General features: G+C 65.7%; 14 protein-coding genes. 5 read left to right on the top strand and 9 right to left on the bottom strand.

Annotation, left to right across the window (positions count from 1 at the left end; all coding sequences use genetic code 11):
• Window positions 1-248 precede the first annotated feature (248 nt).
• Window positions 249-1,367 (top strand): hypothetical protein, encoded by a 1,119-nt coding sequence (locus tag H3H36_RS00770; RefSeq protein ID WP_182213075.1) that lies wholly within the window; start codon window positions 249-251, stop codon window positions 1,365-1,367.
• A gap of 187 nt (window positions 1,368-1,554) precedes the next feature.
• On the opposite strand, the gene H3H36_RS27415 is transcribed toward H3H36_RS00770, so the two are convergent.
• On the bottom strand, window positions 1,555-3,303 hold the full coding sequence (locus H3H36_RS27415; RefSeq protein WP_182213074.1) for a methyl-accepting chemotaxis protein: 1,749 nt from the start codon (window positions 3,301-3,303) through the stop codon (window positions 1,555-1,557).
• 255 nt (window positions 3,304-3,558) lie between these two features.
• Here H3H36_RS27415 and H3H36_RS00760 point away from each other — a divergent pair, with 255 nt between their 5' ends.
• The 4 genes from H3H36_RS00760 to H3H36_RS00745 all read left to right on the top strand — a co-directional run bounded on the left by H3H36_RS00760 (window position 3,559) and on the right by H3H36_RS00745 (window position 8,690).
• Window positions 3,559-4,047 carry a dihydrofolate reductase gene (locus tag H3H36_RS00760; RefSeq protein ID WP_182213073.1) on the top strand — a complete coding sequence of 163 codons (489 nt, stop codon included), beginning with the start codon at window positions 3,559-3,561 and terminating at the stop codon, window positions 4,045-4,047.
• 36 nt (window positions 4,048-4,083) lie between these two features.
• Complete coding sequence (locus tag H3H36_RS00755) at window positions 4,084-4,704, top strand: DUF4337 domain-containing protein (RefSeq protein ID WP_182213072.1); 621 nt, start codon at window positions 4,084-4,086, stop codon at window positions 4,702-4,704.
• A gap of 167 nt (window positions 4,705-4,871) precedes the next feature.
• Entirely contained in the window at window positions 4,872-7,124 is a 2,253-nt protein-coding gene (locus tag H3H36_RS00750; RefSeq protein ID WP_182213071.1) for an arginine/lysine/ornithine decarboxylase, read from the top strand.
• A gap of 192 nt (window positions 7,125-7,316) precedes the next feature.
• Window positions 7,317-8,690, top strand: coding sequence for a sigma-54-dependent transcriptional regulator (locus H3H36_RS00745; protein WP_182213070.1), 1,374 nt, complete (start codon window positions 7,317-7,319; stop codon window positions 8,688-8,690).
• Between the two features lie 33 nt (window positions 8,691-8,723).
• Here H3H36_RS00745 and H3H36_RS00740 read toward each other — a convergent pair whose 3' ends face one another.
• The 8 genes from H3H36_RS00740 to H3H36_RS00705 form a co-directional block, all read right to left on the bottom strand.
• A complete protein-coding gene (locus H3H36_RS00740) occupies window positions 8,724-9,452 on the bottom strand; it encodes an amidohydrolase family protein (protein ID WP_182213069.1) in 729 nt (242 codons plus the stop codon).
• 30 nt (window positions 9,453-9,482) lie between these two features.
• On the bottom strand, window positions 9,483-10,418 hold the full coding sequence (locus tag H3H36_RS00735; RefSeq protein WP_182213068.1) for a hypothetical protein: 936 nt from the start codon (window positions 10,416-10,418) through the stop codon (window positions 9,483-9,485).
• On the bottom strand, window positions 10,402-11,445 hold the full coding sequence (locus tag H3H36_RS00730; RefSeq protein ID WP_182213067.1) for a PLP-dependent aminotransferase family protein: 1,044 nt from the start codon (window positions 11,443-11,445) through the stop codon (window positions 10,402-10,404). Before H3H36_RS00730 ends, H3H36_RS00735 begins: the two co-directional genes overlap by 17 nt.
• 6 nt (window positions 11,446-11,451) lie before the next feature.
• Window positions 11,452-13,602 (bottom strand): 8-amino-7-oxononanoate synthase, encoded by a 2,151-nt coding sequence (locus H3H36_RS00725; RefSeq protein WP_182213066.1) that lies wholly within the window; start codon window positions 13,600-13,602, stop codon window positions 11,452-11,454.
• Window position 13,603: 1 nt separating this feature from the next.
• Window positions 13,604-14,917, bottom strand: coding sequence for a hypothetical protein (locus H3H36_RS00720; RefSeq protein ID WP_182213065.1), 1,314 nt, complete (start codon window positions 14,915-14,917; stop codon window positions 13,604-13,606).
• Window positions 14,918-14,922: 5 nt separating this feature from the next.
• Window positions 14,923-15,645, bottom strand: coding sequence for a hypothetical protein (locus H3H36_RS00715; protein ID WP_182213064.1), 723 nt, complete (start codon window positions 15,643-15,645; stop codon window positions 14,923-14,925).
• An 87-nt stretch (window positions 15,646-15,732) separates the two neighbouring features.
• Window positions 15,733-16,278 carry a hypothetical protein gene (locus H3H36_RS00710; protein ID WP_182213063.1) on the bottom strand — a complete coding sequence of 182 codons (546 nt, stop codon included), beginning with the start codon at window positions 16,276-16,278 and terminating at the stop codon, window positions 15,733-15,735.
• Window positions 16,279-16,538: 260 nt separating this feature from the next.
• On the bottom strand, window positions 16,539-17,417 hold the full coding sequence (locus H3H36_RS00705; protein WP_182213062.1) for a dioxygenase family protein: 879 nt from the start codon (window positions 17,415-17,417) through the stop codon (window positions 16,539-16,541).
• Window positions 17,418-17,425 lie beyond the last annotated feature (8 nt).

Here is a 17,425-nt window from a genome sequence, read left to right as displayed (position 1 = left end):
CTAAACAAGGAACGAAAATGATACTACCCCTAATACTTGGTACTGGCGTCGGGGCCGGGGCCGGAACTGCACTCGCTGTTGCCCTGCACAGTTCTACTTTGGGATTCGCTCTTGGCGTCGGAATAGGCATTGCGACAGCATTTACGTTTGTTGTCGTGATAAGAAAGTAAGCCTAGAAAGCTGACCGACAATGGCCACAAGCAGTCATTCGATATAGATCATCAAGTAGCTATATTTAAGAGAAAAGAATGATGGCTTATCAGACCCAAATGCAGCGTCTGCAGAAGCTGAGCATATGTCGCGGTGTTAAGCCGCGCCAGCTTGGAGAGTACGTGTCCGCTGTGTTTGCCTCTATGGGGCAGATACGCTGGCTGATCAGCTTTGCCACACTATTTGCGCTGAACGGGTGCGCTTCTATACCCGGTAGCACGCAGTATTTTCAGCATGACATAGTTATTAATGCCGATGGTAAAAAATATAGTTTTCGGCACTATTTCGAATGTCGAGGAACATTGCAGGCCAGCGAAGCTGATGGGAAGCTACACCAGCGCTGGGAAAGAAGCGGCGCCGGGTTTATTACATCAGATATCGGCAGCAATAAAGTCTTGATCTATAACCTACGGGGGGACTGTGAAGCGCAAAGTCAGGACCTTTCGTCCGGCGCTGATAAAGATTTGGATCCCTTCATGAACGACGCATCCCGAGTTATCGATGATCGTTCCCATCCAACCAAACTGTTTGTTCTATCTAGAGGCGCGAGTACCGGACCATTCAACATAGAACAAGAGTCAGTAAAGCGCGTGGAACGCATGGATAGCACCTTAGGGCCAACAACGACGGAGGTCGCGCTGAAAGAACTTGTTCGACGCGCACAGCATGGCTTTCAGCGTGTCACTGTCACAGTGATGGCACCCAACTTTTGGGGCAAGACTGAGACATCAAGGCACTACTTCGCACAATTTAATGATGTGGAAGCGGCGCCGGAACAGGAAATCGTTTCGACCGATGCTTCTGCACATTCACCGGGGCAGTTCCCATTTTTGAGCGAACGATTTCGCGGTCTTGACGCTACTCTCCCCATCATGGGAGTCACGCGAATTGACACCATCTACAACGGCGAGGCATTCGTGATTAGCTCCACTCCCGTTATTTCCACGTGGTATGCGACTAAAGAAACCTGGGGCTCGCGTGGACTTTCGAATAGTCCCGTTGCATTAGTACGCTATAAAGGTAAGGAATTCCGAGTGAAATCCATTCTTGAAGTTTATGATCCCGAGAGTAGGTCGATTCTACAATTCGTGAATTCGTATGTTCCTTACCCGTGGGGTGGCCCAGATCAAACTGACCTCACGCGACTCATACATTGAAAGCGTGGTTGTCCCTCCCGCAAAAGGTCTGCAATGGGGCGGTAACGGTCTCAAAACTCCCCCTTAAACTTGCCCGAAAACTCACTCGCGACCACCACGAGCCTAAACGCCTACACGTCATCGGCCACCCGTCGTCCGGCACTCGCCGCCTGCGATCGTGTGCGCTAGCTCCTGGTGAGGCCGCGCGTCAGAACTCTTCCCAGTCGTCGTTGCCCTGCGTGCTGTTCGCCACGGCCTTGGCGCGGGCCTGCGCCGCCACCGGCGCGGCCTTGGGAACGCGCCGGACCGCCGGCTTGAGCGCTTTCACAGGCGCGGGCCGGACGGCCGGTTGCGACGGGCGTGGCGTCGCGGTGCGGGCCGGTGCCATGCCATCGAGCTTGAACACGCTCACCACCTGGGCCAGCGAACCGGCCTGCTCCTGCAGCGAGCTGGCGGCCGCCGACGCCTCCTCCACCAACGCCACGTTCTGCTGGGTGATGGCGTCCATCTGGCCGATGTCGGCGTTGATCTGGTCCAGCCCCGCCGTCTGCTCCTGGCTGGCCTGGGTGATTTCACCCATGATGTCGGCCACGCGCTGGATGCTGGTGACAACTTCCTGCATCGTGGCCCCGGCCTCGTCCACCAGGCGCGCGCCCGTGCCGACCTTTTCCACTGAGTCGCCGATCAGTTCCTTGATTTCCTTGGCCGCGCCGGCGCTGCGCTGGGCCAGGTTGCGCACCTCGGATGCCACCACGGCGAAGCCGCGTCCCTGCTCGCCGGCGCGCGCCGCCTCCACGGCCGCGTTCAGGGCCAGGATATTGGTCTGGAACGCGATACCGTCGATTACACCGATGATGTCGACGATCTTGCGCGACGAATCGTTGATCGAGCCCATGGTCTGCACCACTTCGCTCACCACGGTACCGCCCTTGACGGCCACTTCCGACGCCGACTGCGCCAGCTGGTTGGCCTGGCGCGCGTTGTCGGCGTTCTGGCGCACGGTGCCCGTCAGCAGCTCCATGGCGTGGGCGGTGCGATCGAGCGAACCGGCCTGTTCGCCGGTGCGGGCCGACAGGTCCATATTGCCGGCCGCGATCTGTCCCGCCGCGCTGGCGATCGTGTCCGTGCTGCCGCGCACTTCATGCACGATGCCGGCCAGGTTGCCCTTCATCCGGTCCAGCGCCGCAAGCAGCGCGCCGATTTCATTGTCACTGTGCGATTCGATGCGGCCCGTAAGGTCGCCGCCGGCCACCCGCGTGGCGATGGTCATGGCCTGCTCCAGCGGCGTGGAAATGGCGCGCAGCAACGACCAGCCCACGACACCACCCACCACCAGCCCGATCGCCAGCACCGCCACCATGGTCCAGGTGGTCGAGGCCAGGCTGGCGCCAACGGCAGCATCATTGGCCTTGGCCTTGGTCACTGCGAATTCGGTCAAGGCCTTGAGGGCTTCGTCGCCCTTGCGGTAGGATGGGTTGATCTGCTTGATCAGGATCGCTTCCGCTTCGTCCCACTTGTCGCCCTTGATGGCCGCGCCGGCCGCGTTGATCGCTTCCAGGCCCAGGCCCGCGCTGTCGGCGTACCATTGCTCGGCCAGGCGCTTCTCCTCGGGCGCGGCGATGCCCGCCAGGTATGCGTCCCAGCGCTTGGCTGTGCGGGCCGTGAATGTGGCGATCAGGTCAAAGTGCACCGTCAAGGGATGGTCGTGCAGCTTGGCCCAGGCCAGCTCCGGGTTGTGCTGCAGCGCCTGCAGGATCTGGCTGCGGCTTTGCTCCATGTCCAGCCGCATGGCGTTCAGCTCAGTGCTGTTGCGCTGGTCGCGCAGCGTGACCTGCTGGACCAGGCCCACGGAATGGCCGGCCCCATAGATACCCATCAGGCCATTGGCCAGCAAGAGGGCCAGCAGCACGGCCAGCGCGCCGGTCACCAAGGTCCTGATTTTCAGATTCGCGAACATGTCTTCTCCCTTGATATTGTTCTTGGTGGATAGTCGCTTCCCTGTGGTTGTTAAATTTCCAACTAGAACTCGCTAACAATTCCCTCGTACAATACGCAAAAAATCACAATTGAAACTCACACATTTTCACTCTGGAATAATTGATATAAATATCATTTTGCAAGTGAACGTGACGCTCCCCCGGCACAAGCCGAATTCAACGATAATGTGGGCACGCCGCCTCATTGACCCTCATTTTCCAAATCGCACCATCACATGAGCCAACTGAACATCATCGTCGCCATGGACGCCCAGCGCGGCATCGGCATCGCCAATGCCCTGCCCTGGCGCCTGCCGGAAGACCTGGCCCATTTCAAGCGCCTGACGACCGGCCATCCCATCCTGATGGGCCGCAAGACCTTCGAATCCATCGGCCGCCCGCTGCCGGGCCGGCGCAACATCGTCATCACCCGCAACGCCGGCTGGCGCCACGACGGCGTGGAAACGGCCAGCTCGCTGGAGGCGGCTATTGCCTTGGTACAAGACATTCCGGCTTACATCATAGGCGGCGCCGAGATCTACGCACAGGCGCTGGCGTTGGCCGATCAGCTTGATCTGACCTGCATCAACCAAACCTTCTCCTGCGACGCCTTTTTCCCCGCCATCGCCGACGATGCGTGGGTCGAGACGGCGCGCGAGGCGCACGTTTCGGCCACCGGCCTGGAATACGCCTTCGTCACGCTGCGCCGCCGGGCCGCCCAATAACGCCAGATCCATATCTTTTAGAGGAAACATACAACCATGTCAGGTCACGGCTTTCACGTACACGGCCCCCACGATCACGCGGTGGAACACGCCGCCCACGGTGGCGACAGCTTTTCCAATAACATCGCCGTCATGACGGCCATCCTGGCCACCGTGGGCGCCATGTTCGGCTACCAGGGCGGCGCCACCCAGAACGACGCGGCCCTGTTCAAGAACAACGCCGCCATCGACAAGACCCAGGCCGCCAACAGCTGGAACTACTACCAGGCCAAGTCCAACAAGCAGAACCTGGCCGAACTGGCCATGACCCTGCCCGGCGTGGACGTCGAGCGCTACAAATCGGAAGTGGCGCGCTACAAGTCGGAAAAGGAAGACATCAAGAAGGAAGCGGAAAAGTGGGAGGAATCGTCCAAGGAATGGAACCACAAGTCCGATGAAGCCATGCACGCCCACCACCAGTGGGCGCTGGCCACCACGACCGAGCAGATCGCCATCTCGCTGGCGGCCATCACTTTGTTGACAAGGAAGAAATGGTTGCAGGCGGCCGCCTACGGCGTGGCCGGCGTCGGCATCGCGCTGGGCGCGTTCGCGTGGCTGCACGTGGACCCGCTGGGCGCCCTGCTGCTCAAGCTGGGCGGCGGCGCCGCCGGCCACTGACAGGAACCGGAGCAACGCGGAAAAAAGGGCCCATTTTTTTCACCACGGCGCCCCCATTTCTGCGAGAATCCCGTTCTTAATTTTTTTATCCGCCCCGAAACACCGTCACGGGCGCCCAGCCCGCCCCTGTACAACAGTCAGGGGCGGTCTTCTTTTCTGGAGACAGCATGAAATTTCGTTTCCCCATCGTCATCATTGACGAGGATTTTCGTTCCGAGAACACGTCCGGCCTGGGCATTCGCGCCCTGGCCGCCGCGATGGAAAAAGAAGGCATGGAAGTGCTGGGCGTGACCAGCTACGGCGACCTGTCGCAGTTCGCGCAGCAGCAATCGCGCGCGTCGGCCTTCGTGCTGTCGATCGACGACGAGGAATTCGGCGGCGGCTCGGTGGAAGAAACCGACCTGGCGCTCAAATCGCTGCGCGCCTTCGTCGAGGAAATCCGCTACAAGAACGCCGACATCCCCATCTACCTGTACGGCGAAACGCGCACCTCGCGCCACATCCCCAACGACATCCTGCGCGAGCTGCACGGCTTCATCCACATGTTCGAGGACACGCCGGAATTCGTGGCGCGCCACATCATCCGCGAAGCGAAGTCCTACCTGGACGGCCTGTCGCCGCCGTTCTTCCGCGCGCTGGTCCACTACGCCAACGACGGCTCCTACTCGTGGCACTGCCCCGGCCACTCGGGCGGCGTGGCGTTCCTGAAGTCGCCCATCGGCCAGATGTTCCACCAGTTCTTCGGCGAGAACATGCTGCGCGCGGACGTGTGCAACGCCGTGGAAGAACTGGGCCAGCTGCTCGACCACACGGGCCCCGTGGCCGCCTCCGAGCGCAACGCGGCGCGCATCTTCAACGCCGACCATTGCTACTTCGTCACCAACGGCACCTCGACCTCGAACAAGATGGTGTGGCACTCCACCGTCGCCCCCGGCGACATCGTGGTGGTGGACCGCAACTGCCACAAGTCCATCCTGCACTCGATCATCATGTGCGGCGCCATTCCCGTGTTCCTGATGCCGACCCGGAATCACCTGGGCATCATCGGCCCCATCCCGCTGGAAGAGTTCACGCCTGAGAGCATCGCCCGCAAGATCGAAGCGAACCCGTTCGCGCGCGAGGCGGCCAACAAGAAGCCGCGCATCCTCACCATCACCCAGTCCACCTACGACGGCGTGATCTACAACGTGGAAACGCTGCGCGAAATGTTGGACGGTAAGATCGACACGCTGCACTTCGACGAAGCGTGGCTGCCGCACGCCACCTTCCACGACTTCTACAAGAACATGCACGCCATCGGCAAGGACCGTCCGCGCGCCAAGGAGTCGATGATCTTCTCGACCCAGTCCACCCACAAGCTGCTGGCCGGCCTGTCGCAGGCGTCGCAGGTGCTGGTGCGCGAATCGGAGTCCGTCAAGCTGGACCAGGATGCCTTCAACGAGGCCTACCTGATGCACACCTCGACCTCGCCGCAATACTCCATCATCGCCTCGTGCGACGTGGCCGCGGCCATGATGGAAGCACCGGGCGGCACGGCCCTGGTGGAAGAATCGATCGTCGAAGCGCTGGACTTCCGCCGCGCCATGAAGAAGATCGACGAGGAATGGGGCAAGGATTGGTGGTTCAAGGTGTGGGGCCCGGACCACTTCGCGGAAGACGGCATCGGTTCGCGCGAGGACTGGATCATCCGCGCCGACGACACCTGGCACGGCTTCGGCAAGCTGGCACCGGGCTTCAACATGCTCGACCCGATCAAGGCTACCATCGTCAACCCCGGCCTGGCGCTCGATGGCACGTTCGCCGAGACGGGTATCCCCGCCTCCATCGTCACCAAGTACCTGGCCGAGCATGGCGTGATCATTGAAAAGTGCGGCCTGTACTCGTTCTTCATCATGTTCACCATCGGCATTACCAAGGGCCGCTGGAACACGCTGCTGACCGCACTGCAGCAGTTCAAGGACGACTACGACAAGAACCAGCCAATGTGGCGCATCCTGCCCGAGTTCGCGGCGGCCAATCCGGTCTACGAGAAAATGGGCCTGCGCGACCTGTGCCAGCAGATCCACAACTTCTACAAGGCCTACGACGTGGCACGCCTGACGACGGAAATGTATTTGTCGGACATGATCCCCGCCATGAAGCCGTCGGACGCGTTCGCCAAGATGGCGCACCGCGAGATCGAGCGCGTGGCGATCGACGAACTGGAAGGGCGCATCACGTCCATCCTGCTGACGCCCTACCCGCCCGGCATCCCGCTGCTCATTCCTGGCGAGCGCTTCAACAAGACCATCGTCGACTACCTGCGCTTCGCGCGCGACTTCAACGAGCGCTTCCCCGGCTTCGAGACGGACGTGCACGGCCTGGTCAAGCGCGAAGTGGACGGCAAGCGCGGCTACTTCGTGGACTGCGTCAAACAGTAAGCCGGCATAAACAAATATCGGGGACGCACCCCAATTTTCACATGATGGAAATTGGGGTACGTCCCCGATTTTTTTTTGGCCGCGCACTATTGGCACACCTCAAACGTGGGCATGGCCGGCCAATCTATAGTGCAGCACGATTCCTCGTGCCGGTGCACTGTGCGCCCGCGCGAGTCCGCTTGCGGCACAGACATGATTCCCACGACCACCGCCGTATGGCTGCACGCCCAGCCCGCCCTGTCCAAGCGCGCCGCGCTGCTGGCGGCGCGGTTGGTGCGCGCCGGCGTTGCCGTGCTCGACAGCGCTGGCGACGGCCCTGGCTGCCACATCGTGCTGCTGGACGATGCCGACCCGACGCCACTGGCGGCGCTGGCGCCGCAACGTGACGACGGCCATGTCTTCGCCTTGCTGTGCGGCGCGACCCCGCCGCCGGCCGCCTCATCGTGGGCCGTGCTGGCCGCCGGGGCGGCCGATGTGCTGTGGTGGCCGGCCGGAGATGCCGATCCCGCTCCGCTGCTGGCCCGTATCCAGCGCCGGCTGGCCGTCGCCCGCTTGGCTGCATCGGACACGGTACGCCAGACGCTCGTGGGCCGCAGCGCCATCTGGCGCGCCCTCGTCGATGATGTGGTGGAAGTGGCCGCGTTCGGCAGCTCATCCGTCCTGATCACGGGTGAAACAGGCACCGGGAAGGATTTGATCGCCCAGGCCATCCACCGGCTCAGCGGCTGCGCGGGCGAGCTGACCGTCCTCGATTGCACCACGCTCGCGCCCGAACTGGCCGGCAGCGAATTGTTCGGCCATGAACGGGGCGCTTACACAGGTGCGGTCGCCGCGCGCGATGGCGCCTTCGCCCAGGCCGATCAGGGCGTGCTGTTCCTGGACGAGATAGGCGAACTGCCACTGCCGCTGCAGGCGCAATTGCTGCGCGTAGTGCAGGAGCACAAGTACAAACGGGTGGGCGGCAACAGCTGGCAGCCGAGCCACTTCCGCCTGATCTGCGCCACCAACCGCGACCTCGAAGCGGACGTGGCCTGCGGCCGGTTCCGCGCCGATCTGCTGTACCGTATCGCCGGCTGGCGTTGCCGCACGCCGCCCTTGCGCGAACGGCGCGACGATATCCTGCCGCTGGTGACGCACTTCCTTGCCGCCCATGCGGCGCCCCAGCCCGTTTGCGAGCTCGATCCGGCCGTGCGCGATTACCTGCTCACACGAGACTATCCCGGCAACGTGCGTGAGCTGCGCCAGACGGTGGCCCGGCTGTGGCACCGCCATTGCGGCTGCGGCCCCATCACACCGGGCGCCGTGCCGCCCGATGAGCGCGCGCCATGCGCCGCAACGCTGGCCGCGCCGTGGCCGGACGCTGCCTTCGCGGGCGCGATCCGCCACGCGCTGGACCAGGGCATGAGCCTGGCCCGCATTACCCAGGCCAGCGCCGACACGGCGATCCGCATCGTGCTGGAACAGGAGGGCGGCAGCAACCAGCGCGCGGCCCAGCGGCTGGGCGTGACGGACCGCGCGCTGCAAATACGCCGCAAGGCGCGTCCCGCCGATGGTCGCCAGCCTTGAGCGAACCATGGCTGTATGCGCACCCGCTTCCGGTCAGGCGAGCCGGCACAAGCGCCGCAGGTTATCCCCCAGGATCAGGCTTTCATCTTCCTGCGACAATCCAAGCAGGCGTATCTTGTGCAGTTCAAGGCCCGGATGCAGCCACGGCCCGTCGGACCCGAACAGCACCTTGCGTGCGCCGGCCCGCCGCACGGCCTGCTGGAGCAGGTCGAACCGGCGGATGCCGGCCGTGTCGGTGTAGATGTTCGGATGCCGGACCAGCTGGTCGATCATGGCCAGTTGCGCGCTCCAGTCGTCGGCGAAGCTGCCCAGGTGGGGCAGGATGAAATCGACGTCCGGGTAATCCTGCGCCAGCAACTCGGCCACCGCCACCTCGCCCACCGGGTCGTACAGCACGGGCAGGCGGAAGGCACGGGCCGCGTCGCACACTTCGCCGCTGATGCGCGCGTCGTGGCGATGCAATTTGACGCCCACAAAACCGAACTGTTCCACCGCCTCGCGCAACATGGCGCGGATGCGCCCCCGGTCGCGTGTGGCGTGCACGAAGGCGAAGCCGAGCAGCCGCTGGGGCGCGCTGGCCACGATGCGAGCCACGGCGCGGTTGGCCCGCGCATAATCCGAGTGAAACGCCGCGAACAGCACACTGCGCCCGATGCCCGCACGCGCAGCCCGCCGCAAGTAACGCTCCAGCCCCGCATTGGCATCCCAGGGGCCGGTCAAGCCGTCGCCCGGTCCGGCGTGGCAATGGCAGTCGATGATCACGGCGAGCCTCGTGCGTACTGGTCGTGGCCATCAGAAATCGCCGCTCAGCACGATCCGATTGCCACGGCGGCGCCAGCGCCCCGTCACGCCCGCTGGCATGGCCGTGGCGCCTTGCGACCCGACGGCCCCGCCGGCACGCGCTGGCCGCGTCAATGCGGGGACATGGCGGCGGGCCGCCACCAGCACGGCGGTACGAACGGAGGCCGGGCTGCCATCTCCCTGCCCTGCCAGCTGGGCCGCCGTGCCGGCCAGCCGTACGAAACGGCGCGCCGCTTCAAATTCCTGCTGTTGCGGGGCCATGCCCTCGAACTCCATTTCCAGCGCCTGGCTAACAACCGCCCCCACCGCCCGCCCCAGCGCCGTACCCACACCCGGTATCGGAATCAACGATCCCAACGCGCCGCCCACGTAGGGCAAGGCGCGCTTGGCCACGGCCTTGAGTACGCCGCCCAGCGGCGAAGCCACCTTCTTCACGCCGTTCCACACGCTGCTGAACACGTTCCCCAGGAATTGCTCCATCTCCGCCTCGCTGGACACGGACAGCAGTTCCATTGCCAGTTCCTGCTCCCGGTCCGCGCTGAACGGCAAGCCGGGATAGTCCTGCGTCGCGCCGAATGGCAGCACATCGAATGTCGCCGCGCCGCCGCATTGCGAACAATCGCAGTATGGCGGATGCATCACCGGCGTATCGTCGGATGGCCACAACCCCGCGTTGTAATAGCCCCGGTAGTACGGCCGGTGGTGTGGCCAGGGATGGCCAGGATGGTGGCCGCGCTGCGGCTGCGGTCCCCGCATCCCCCCTTGCCGCCATCGCCCCTTGCCACCCATCGTGCCCCCGGCGCCCGCGCGGAATGCGCCGCCCCGCAACATCGGGCGGCCGCGCTCCGCTTCCAGCTCGTACTCCCCTTCCTGCTGTGCCGCCCCGCCCTGGGCCGGAAACGGCAACGTGTCAAATTTCTGGTTCATATGCCTTCTCCAACAAAATCGCAAGCGCATCCAGCGCCCGCTCGATTTGCTCCGGCCGGTGGTCGGCACGCAGCAGAAATGTGAGTGCACCGCACCGACCCGTCCACTGGGCGACGGCGTGGATACCCCGTGATGCCAGCGCCGCCTGCATCCGCGCCGGCGCAGCCCCGCAAGGCAGCGGCACCGTCTGGACGGGAAACGCGCCCCCCCGGCAAAACATGCCACGCAGCGCCGCGCCGGCCCGGAACCGCGCCACGTTGCGCCACAACCGGGCGCGCAACCTGTCGCCACAGGTCCGGTTGATGACCAGCGCGCGCCCCGCCGCCGCGATCGCCGCCACCGACGGCGGGCTGCAATGACGCAGCACCTCGCTGCGATCGGCGCACCGCTTCATCATTGCGGCGCTGCCGGCCAACACCGCCAGTGGCGCGCCAAAGCCCTTCGCCAGCGAGGCTCCCACCATCACGTGAGGCCCCACCACGCCCGGCAGGCGCAGCGAACCACCGCCTTGCCCGCCCTTCACACCCAATACCTGCGTATCGTCCAGCACCAGGTAGCCGTGCTTGTCGGCCGCGATACGCGCGTAGGCCGCCAGCGGCGGCCCGGTATCCATGCCCGGACAATAGCCGTCCGCCAGGATCAAAGGCCGTCTCCCCGCCAGCGCTGCCCGCCACGCCAGCCGGTCCGCCACCTGCGCCGCGCCATGCGGAAAGATCTGCATTGTCGCTCCTCGCAGCACGGCCCGTTGCGCCCCCCAGCGCGCGATCGGATAGGCGCCGCCATCGACCAGCAATGCCAACGGCTGGTCCGCCAGCACGCCGAACAGATCCCAGAACAGATGCAGCGTGGAAGGCATCAGCAACGCCGCCTCGCTGCCTTGCAAGCGCGCCAGATCCGCCGCCACCTGCCCCGCGCCCGGCGCCTCCTCCAGCGCCGCCGGGCGTCCCAGCGTCAGCGCTGGCCAGTCAGCGAGCGCCGCCGACGGATGGCGCAGGCCCAGATAGAGCGCGCTGCAAAAATCAGCCATGCCGCATCAGGCCGTACTGCGGACCTGCTCGGCCAGCCGCTGGCGCAGCAGCACGGACGGGATGGTCGCCTCGGCTACCGCGTCCACCTTCTCCACCGACAGGTCGACGCCGGTGGCGGCCCGGTAGGCGTGGATATAGCCCTGCACCTGCGGCCGCCAGAACCGGGCCCAGTTGAAGGCCGGCGTCGGCTCGTAGATATCGGCCCACGCGCCATAGCGCACCGACAGCAGGACCTGTTCGCCGAACATGGCCAGGCTGCGGAAGTGCACCACGCTGGTGTCGGTCCAGCCCTGCAGCTTTTTCATCGCGTCCACCCGGTCCATCCACGGTTCCGGGTAGGCCACCATCAGGCGCGTGGGCAGGAATTCGCGGAACTCGGGCCGCGCCAGCAGCCATTGCTGCATCAGCATCTCGATGCGGGCCGTGGATGGCAAGTCGCCAAACTGGTTGTGCGCGCCCTGCGACAGGATCAGGTGCACTTCCTTGAGCGCGTTCAGCACGGGGAAGGCATCGGCCTTGACGGTGGTGTCGTCGTCCTGTTTGTAGAACTGGGTGCACTGGCGCAGCAGGTGGTGGAACGCTTCCAGGAACTTGGAGCGGGTGTCGGCCGCACGGATGCGCTGCACGGCCTTGCCGTCCAGCCGCACGCCGTAGTGGTGGTCGTACTCGTAATTGCGCCGCACCACCGTCAGCCGGTGCTGTTCGTCCTGCGTGTAGCCCCAGATCAGGTTGCTCAACGGCCGCAGCATGTCGATCTCCGTGTTGGCCAGCGGGTCGTTGGCGCCGGGGCCGCGCACGTTCTGGAAGCGCTGGGTGATCGCGTTCATGGTCTGCACCAGCATGCCTTCCTCGTGCCAGTACGACCAGATCAGCTCCAGCAGGCAGGGATTGGCCAGCTTGTCCTGCAGGATGCCGAAGCACAGGTCGGCGTCATGCTCGCGGCCATGCGCCAGCTGGATCGGTATGTCGTGCAGCTTGCGGCGGATGATGGCCAGGTAGGGCAAGGTGGCCGTGCCGTCCACTTTTTCCAGGTAGTCGTTCAGCAGCACGGTCTCCAGGTCCTTGCCGGGCGGGATATCGCGCCGGTCCAGGTAGGCGTTGTCCTCGTCGGGATTGAAGGCCAGCGGCTTGCTCAGCACCCCGCAGTTGACCATCACGAACGCCTCCGTGGCCGCCTTGAGCACGCGGTAGGATTCGGCGTCCGTGAACGGCAGCGCACGCCGGTGCCGCAGGTGGTGGAAGCGGTCGGCCTTCTTCAGGAAGCGCTCCCCTTCGAAGCCGGCCGGGCCGAACACGTTGCTGTTGGACGGCTCGGCGCAGAACAGGCTGTCGATGAAATGGAGGTAGTTGGTGAAGCTCATCGCCTCGGTGCTGTTGCGGATCAGGGTCCACAGCGGCAAATCCTCCGTCGGTTCCGTCTCCGTGCGCGACAGCGAGACGCCCACGTTACCGGCGATCAGCTGGGGCGTGCGTTCCTCCGCCTCGAACTCGGCGGCCAGCGCGATCATCGCCGGCGGCCCGCCAGCATCTGGCGCGCCCGGTCCGGCCACCCCGGCCAGCGCGGGGCCGGCACGCCGGCCCAGCAGCATTTGCGCCTCGAAGCGCTGCACGCCGGGCCGGCGCACGGTGCAGGTAAACTGGTAGTCTTCGCCGCGCACCTTGCTCCAGGGCGCGAGCGGCACCACGTCGATATGGGACCGCACTTCGTCGGTAGCGTCGCCAAAGAAGCCCACCTGCGCCGTCACGCGATCGCTCACGCGCGCCGTGTGGCAGTCACTGGGCTGGCAATCGGGCGTCTCGAAGCTCAGCGTCACCTCCGGGTCCACCTCCAGGTCAAAACACAGCAAGGCGGCGCAGCCAGCATGGACCTGCGCACATTGGGGTGGCGTAACCGGAAAATGGTCGTAGACGGCCACGTAGGCCGCCGGCGGCAGGTCGGAAAAAGTGGCATAGCCGCGCGCGTCGGTCACGCGCACGTCGATCGGCGCTTCCTGGGCGCCGTTCCATTTTACGGGATCGAACTTGGCGCAGTCGCCTGCGCCGCGATACAGGGCGATGGCGGCGTTGACGACGACCGCGCCGGTCGCCTTGTCATGCACGCTGACCTGGACCGCGCCGGGCCGGATATCGGCGGCCGCCGGGTTCTTGGTTGTCATATCATGCTCCTTCCAGGGTGGACAAACGATGTTGATGCGCGCCGCATACGGCGCTGGTATCTAAGGTGGTGCGCAGCGCCCAGTGCGTGAGCAGGCGCTCGAGCAGCGCCGCCTCGTCCTCGGGCGCCAGCGTGCCGTCGGCCCGGGCCTGACCCAGCACGGCGAATACGAGCGAGGGCGCGGCGCGGTACATGCGCGCCGGGTTGCGGTTCCAGAAGCGGAACAGCAGTTGCAGCCGCCTGGGCTGGCGCGCCCCCGCGTCCATCACGTCCAGCAGCGAGCGCCCACGCAAGGACGGCGGCCGGTGCTGCACCAGCAGGCCAACCAGGGCCGGCATGCTGTCCTGCAGTTGAGCCAGCGCTTGCAGTTGCGGCGGCGCCAGCCCGGCCGCCGGGTAATACGACTCCCACAAGCGTTCCAGGCGCTCCCACTGCGGATGGGGATAGACGCTGCGGCCCATGGCGCAACTGAGCTTGACCCGTATCCACGGCACAGGGTGGGGATCGTCCGCGTTCAGCCGGAACACGAACGCGCGCGGCAGGCTGACCACGCCGATCAGTCCCAGCGTGGCCCCCACGCCCACCCGCAACAGCGACCAGAAATCGGCCACGATCTCGGAAATCCACCGTTCCCATAACTGCCATGCCTGCGGCGCGCCGCCGCCACCGCGCTGCATGGCCTGCAGCAGCGGCCGTACCGAGTTGACCAGGTCCAGCAGCGCCGCGCCCTGGTGCCCTACCTCATGCACCAGCGACGAGGCAATGCCGCTGCCCACCATGCGCTCGCGCGGCACCCGCACGATGGCCACGGGATTCTCGCCACCGCCGGGCAAGCGCGTGCGGGCCCGCCGTATGGCCGCGCCCGGGCCGCGATCGAGATAGCACACCACGGGCGGGGCCTGGTAATACGCGCCGGCCAGCGTCAGCGCATCGGCCGCCACCGCATCGAGCCCGGACAGCCAGACTCCGTTTTCGTGCTCGCTGCGCTGGGTGATCACTTCGTTGAACAAGTCGAACTGGGTCAGTGCGGCGTTGAAACGCAGGCGCACAAAGGTGAAGCGGCGCTGGGCGTCGGCCGCGCTGGCCGTGCGCCGGGCCGGCCCCCGCAGCCAGGCCAGATAGTCGTGCACCATGCCATGCAGCTCGCGCCGCCCCCGCGCCAGGTAGCTTTCGATGGCCGTCTGGGCTTGCGGCAGCAGCGCCGCCGCCGGCACCATCGGCTCGATCAGCGCGAACGGCCGCAGGCGCTCCAGCCGCGCCTGCAGCGAGCGCGCCTCCTGCGTCAGCATCCACACGGCGAATGCGCTGATGGCCATGGCGCTCAAGCTCCGTACAGGACGATCTTGTGGCCATGGCGCATCCAGCGGCCCGACTGGCCGCGGCCGTGGGCGGCCATCGGCCCGCCAGCGGCCATGCCGGGCGCGGCGCCGAAACCGCCCGCTGCGCCACCCATGGCGCCGGCGCGGGCCAGCAGGCCGGGAGCGAACTGGCGCGCCGCCGCCGTGGCAGCCGCTTGCGCGATGGCGCGCGGATCGCCGGGTCCGCGCGCGGCGGCGGCACGGTTGACGGTATCGGCGGCCAGGCGCACGAACTGGCGCGCGCCCTCGAATTCGCGGTCCTCGCCGCTGATCGATTCCGCCTCCAGGCCCAGCGCGCCGCCGGCCGCCGAGGCCAGGCCGCTGCCGATCTTGGCGCCCAGCGGGCCGCCGAAATATCCGCCGATGGCGCCTCCGGCCAGCGGCAACGCCTTCTTGGCCACGCCCTTCAGCACGCCGCCGATGGCCTGGCCGATCGGCGACTTGATCACCTGCCCGGCCACCGACGCGGCCTTGCGCAGGAAGCTGCCCAGGAACTGTTCGAGTTCAGCCTCGTTGCTGACCGAGAGCAGTTCGTTGGCCAATTCCATCTCCTCCGATTCCGAAAACATGCCTTGCTGGCCCATCTCGCCGCCCCACTCTCCCTGGCCGAATTCATACTGTTCGGCCTCGTAGCCGGACATTTCCTGCTGGCCGAATTCCAGCGTTGTACGATCGATGTCATGCATGGTGAACTCCCCATCTGTGGTCAAACAAAAAATGCGCGGGCGAACAGGCCGCCCGGCGCGCCGCTAAGACTATCCGTCCACAACCTGTCAGCAGTCGTACACGACGATACGGTCGCCCTGCCGCTGCCATCGGCCCATACGCCCGGCCGCGCAATGGAGCAGGCCGGGCGCATGGCTGCGCGCGGCCTCGGCCAGCGCCGCCGCGGCACCGGCGGGCCTGGAGGCATCGGCGGCCAGCCGGATCGCCTCGCGGGCAAAGCGCACGAAGCGCTGCGCCAGTTCGAATTCCTTGTCTTCCGGGCTCAAGCCCTCCAGTTCGACACCGAAGATGCGCGCCGCCCGTGCGATCGGGTCGCTCTTGCCGCGCCGCCGCAACGATTCGATCAGGGGCGAGCCCGGCCACCCATGCAGCGGCAGTACCTGGCGGGCCGCCCGCTTGAGCGATTCCGCCAGCGGCGCCGGTGCGCCACCACCCCGCACCATGGCGTCGATGAAGCGATCCAGCTGCGCACCGCCATGCAATTCCAGCAGCCGCGCGGCCAGCGTCAGTTCATCGCCGCCGGCCAGGCCGGCGCCGCCGGGCGCTTCGAGGAATTCAAGCTCGGGGCGGTAATCGAGCAGGCGCAGGTTCATAGGGACTCCGGTTGAATGGGCGCACACGCGCCTGTGACCGAGGTATCGCAAGCACCATGCCAGCGCGCGTGCGGCGGCAACCGTGCCTACGTCGCGAAATCAGGTTCGGATAGCCCGTTATTTGACGCCGTGGCGGCGAAATCGCTTTCGCCCACGGGCTGAGGACATGGAGAAGACCATGATGGGAAGGAATGGCCCGCCGGCAGACAGGCATGCGGCGCATTGCCGCATGCCTTTGCCGCCGTGTGGCCAGCGCGATATCAGGCGCTGACGCCCACCGTCAACGTGGCGACGTAGCCGTCCGTGGCGTTGCCGGTCACGGCCACCATCTGCAAGGACGTGCCGTCGCCGAACACGTTATCGGTCGCGTAGCTGATCTGGGCCAGGTTGCGCACGCTGGCGCTGTAACCGGCGCTTGCGTAGACCTCGTTCAGCGTCGCCATCGGGAACGTGAACTGCGACGTCTTGATCCGGTTGGCCGCACTCACGCTGCTGGCCAGCGTGGGATAGACCTCGAAGTGGACATGCGGCATGCGCCCCGCGTAGCAGCCGGGGAAGATGGTGCTGAAGGTGACGTTGCCATGGCTGTCCGCCTCCTGCACACCGCGCAGGTAGTTCTGGTCCGTCACGCCGCTCGAATACAGCGAATAGTTGCCGTCACGGTCGCAGTGCCACAGGTAGACGGCGTAACCCGGCAGGGCCGCGCAGCTGCCGTTGGCGTTCATGATCTGCAGCTTGATCGTCAACGGCACGCCGGCCGCCACCGCCGTCGGCCCATTGAAGCTGGCACGGATGTCGCCGCGCACCACGCCCGACAAGTTGAGCACACTGGTCGTGCCGCTGCCCGTGCCGTTGCTGTTGGTGCCGTCGGCCGGGTACGGGCCGCCCGTCTCCTCCGGTATCACGGCGCAGGAACCGGCCGATCCGTTGGTGCTGGTTCCGCTGGTGCCGGAACTTGCGCTGGTGCCGGCCATACTGGTGTCCGTGGTGGACGATCCGCCACCGCAACCCAGTACGGGCAGTGCCGAAGCGCCGGCCAGCAGCCAGCGCAGGGACTGGCGCCGGCTGGCGTTCATCCGCATCATGGCGGCCAGATCATCGGCCAGGCTGTGGCCATGTGCCGCGCGGTTGGTCTCCATTGCGCCGC

It is taken from the genome of Rugamonas fusca (assembly GCF_014042365.1).
In the GTDB taxonomy this organism is placed as follows: Bacteria; Pseudomonadota; Gammaproteobacteria; order Burkholderiales; family Burkholderiaceae_D; genus Rugamonas; species Rugamonas fusca.
This window is presented reverse-complemented; position numbering and strand designations above follow the sequence as displayed.

What these genes read in the sequence shown, in the direction of transcription:
- H3H36_RS00770 (WP_182213075.1), top strand. Translation starts at nt 249, where the DNA reads ATGATGGCTTATCAGACCCAAATGCAGCGTCTGCAGAAGCTGAGCATA.
- H3H36_RS27415 (WP_182213074.1), bottom strand. Translation starts at nt 3,303, where the DNA reads ATGTTCGCGAATCTGAAAATCAGGACCTTGGTGACCGGCGCGCTGGCC.
- H3H36_RS00760 (WP_182213073.1), top strand. Translation starts at nt 3,559, where the DNA reads ATGAGCCAACTGAACATCATCGTCGCCATGGACGCCCAGCGCGGCATC.
- H3H36_RS00755 (WP_182213072.1), top strand. Translation starts at nt 4,084, where the DNA reads ATGTCAGGTCACGGCTTTCACGTACACGGCCCCCACGATCACGCGGTG.
- H3H36_RS00750 (WP_182213071.1), top strand. Translation starts at nt 4,872, where the DNA reads ATGAAATTTCGTTTCCCCATCGTCATCATTGACGAGGATTTTCGTTCC.
- H3H36_RS00745 (WP_182213070.1), top strand. Translation starts at nt 7,317, where the DNA reads ATGATTCCCACGACCACCGCCGTATGGCTGCACGCCCAGCCCGCCCTG.
- H3H36_RS00735 (WP_182213068.1), bottom strand. Translation starts at nt 10,418, where the DNA reads ATGAACCAGAAATTTGACACGTTGCCGTTTCCGGCCCAGGGCGGGGCG.
- H3H36_RS00730 (WP_182213067.1), bottom strand. Translation starts at nt 11,445, where the DNA reads ATGGCTGATTTTTGCAGCGCGCTCTATCTGGGCCTGCGCCATCCGTCG.
- H3H36_RS00725 (WP_182213066.1), bottom strand. Translation starts at nt 13,602, where the DNA reads ATGACAACCAAGAACCCGGCGGCCGCCGATATCCGGCCCGGCGCGGTC.
- H3H36_RS00720 (WP_182213065.1), bottom strand. Translation starts at nt 14,917, where the DNA reads ATGGCCATCAGCGCATTCGCCGTGTGGATGCTGACGCAGGAGGCGCGC.
- H3H36_RS00715 (WP_182213064.1), bottom strand. Translation starts at nt 15,645, where the DNA reads ATGCATGACATCGATCGTACAACGCTGGAATTCGGCCAGCAGGAAATG.
- H3H36_RS00710 (WP_182213063.1), bottom strand. Translation starts at nt 16,278, where the DNA reads ATGAACCTGCGCCTGCTCGATTACCGCCCCGAGCTTGAATTCCTCGAA.
- H3H36_RS00705 (WP_182213062.1), bottom strand. Translation starts at nt 17,417, where the DNA reads ATGGAGACCAACCGCGCGGCACATGGCCACAGCCTGGCCGATGATCTG.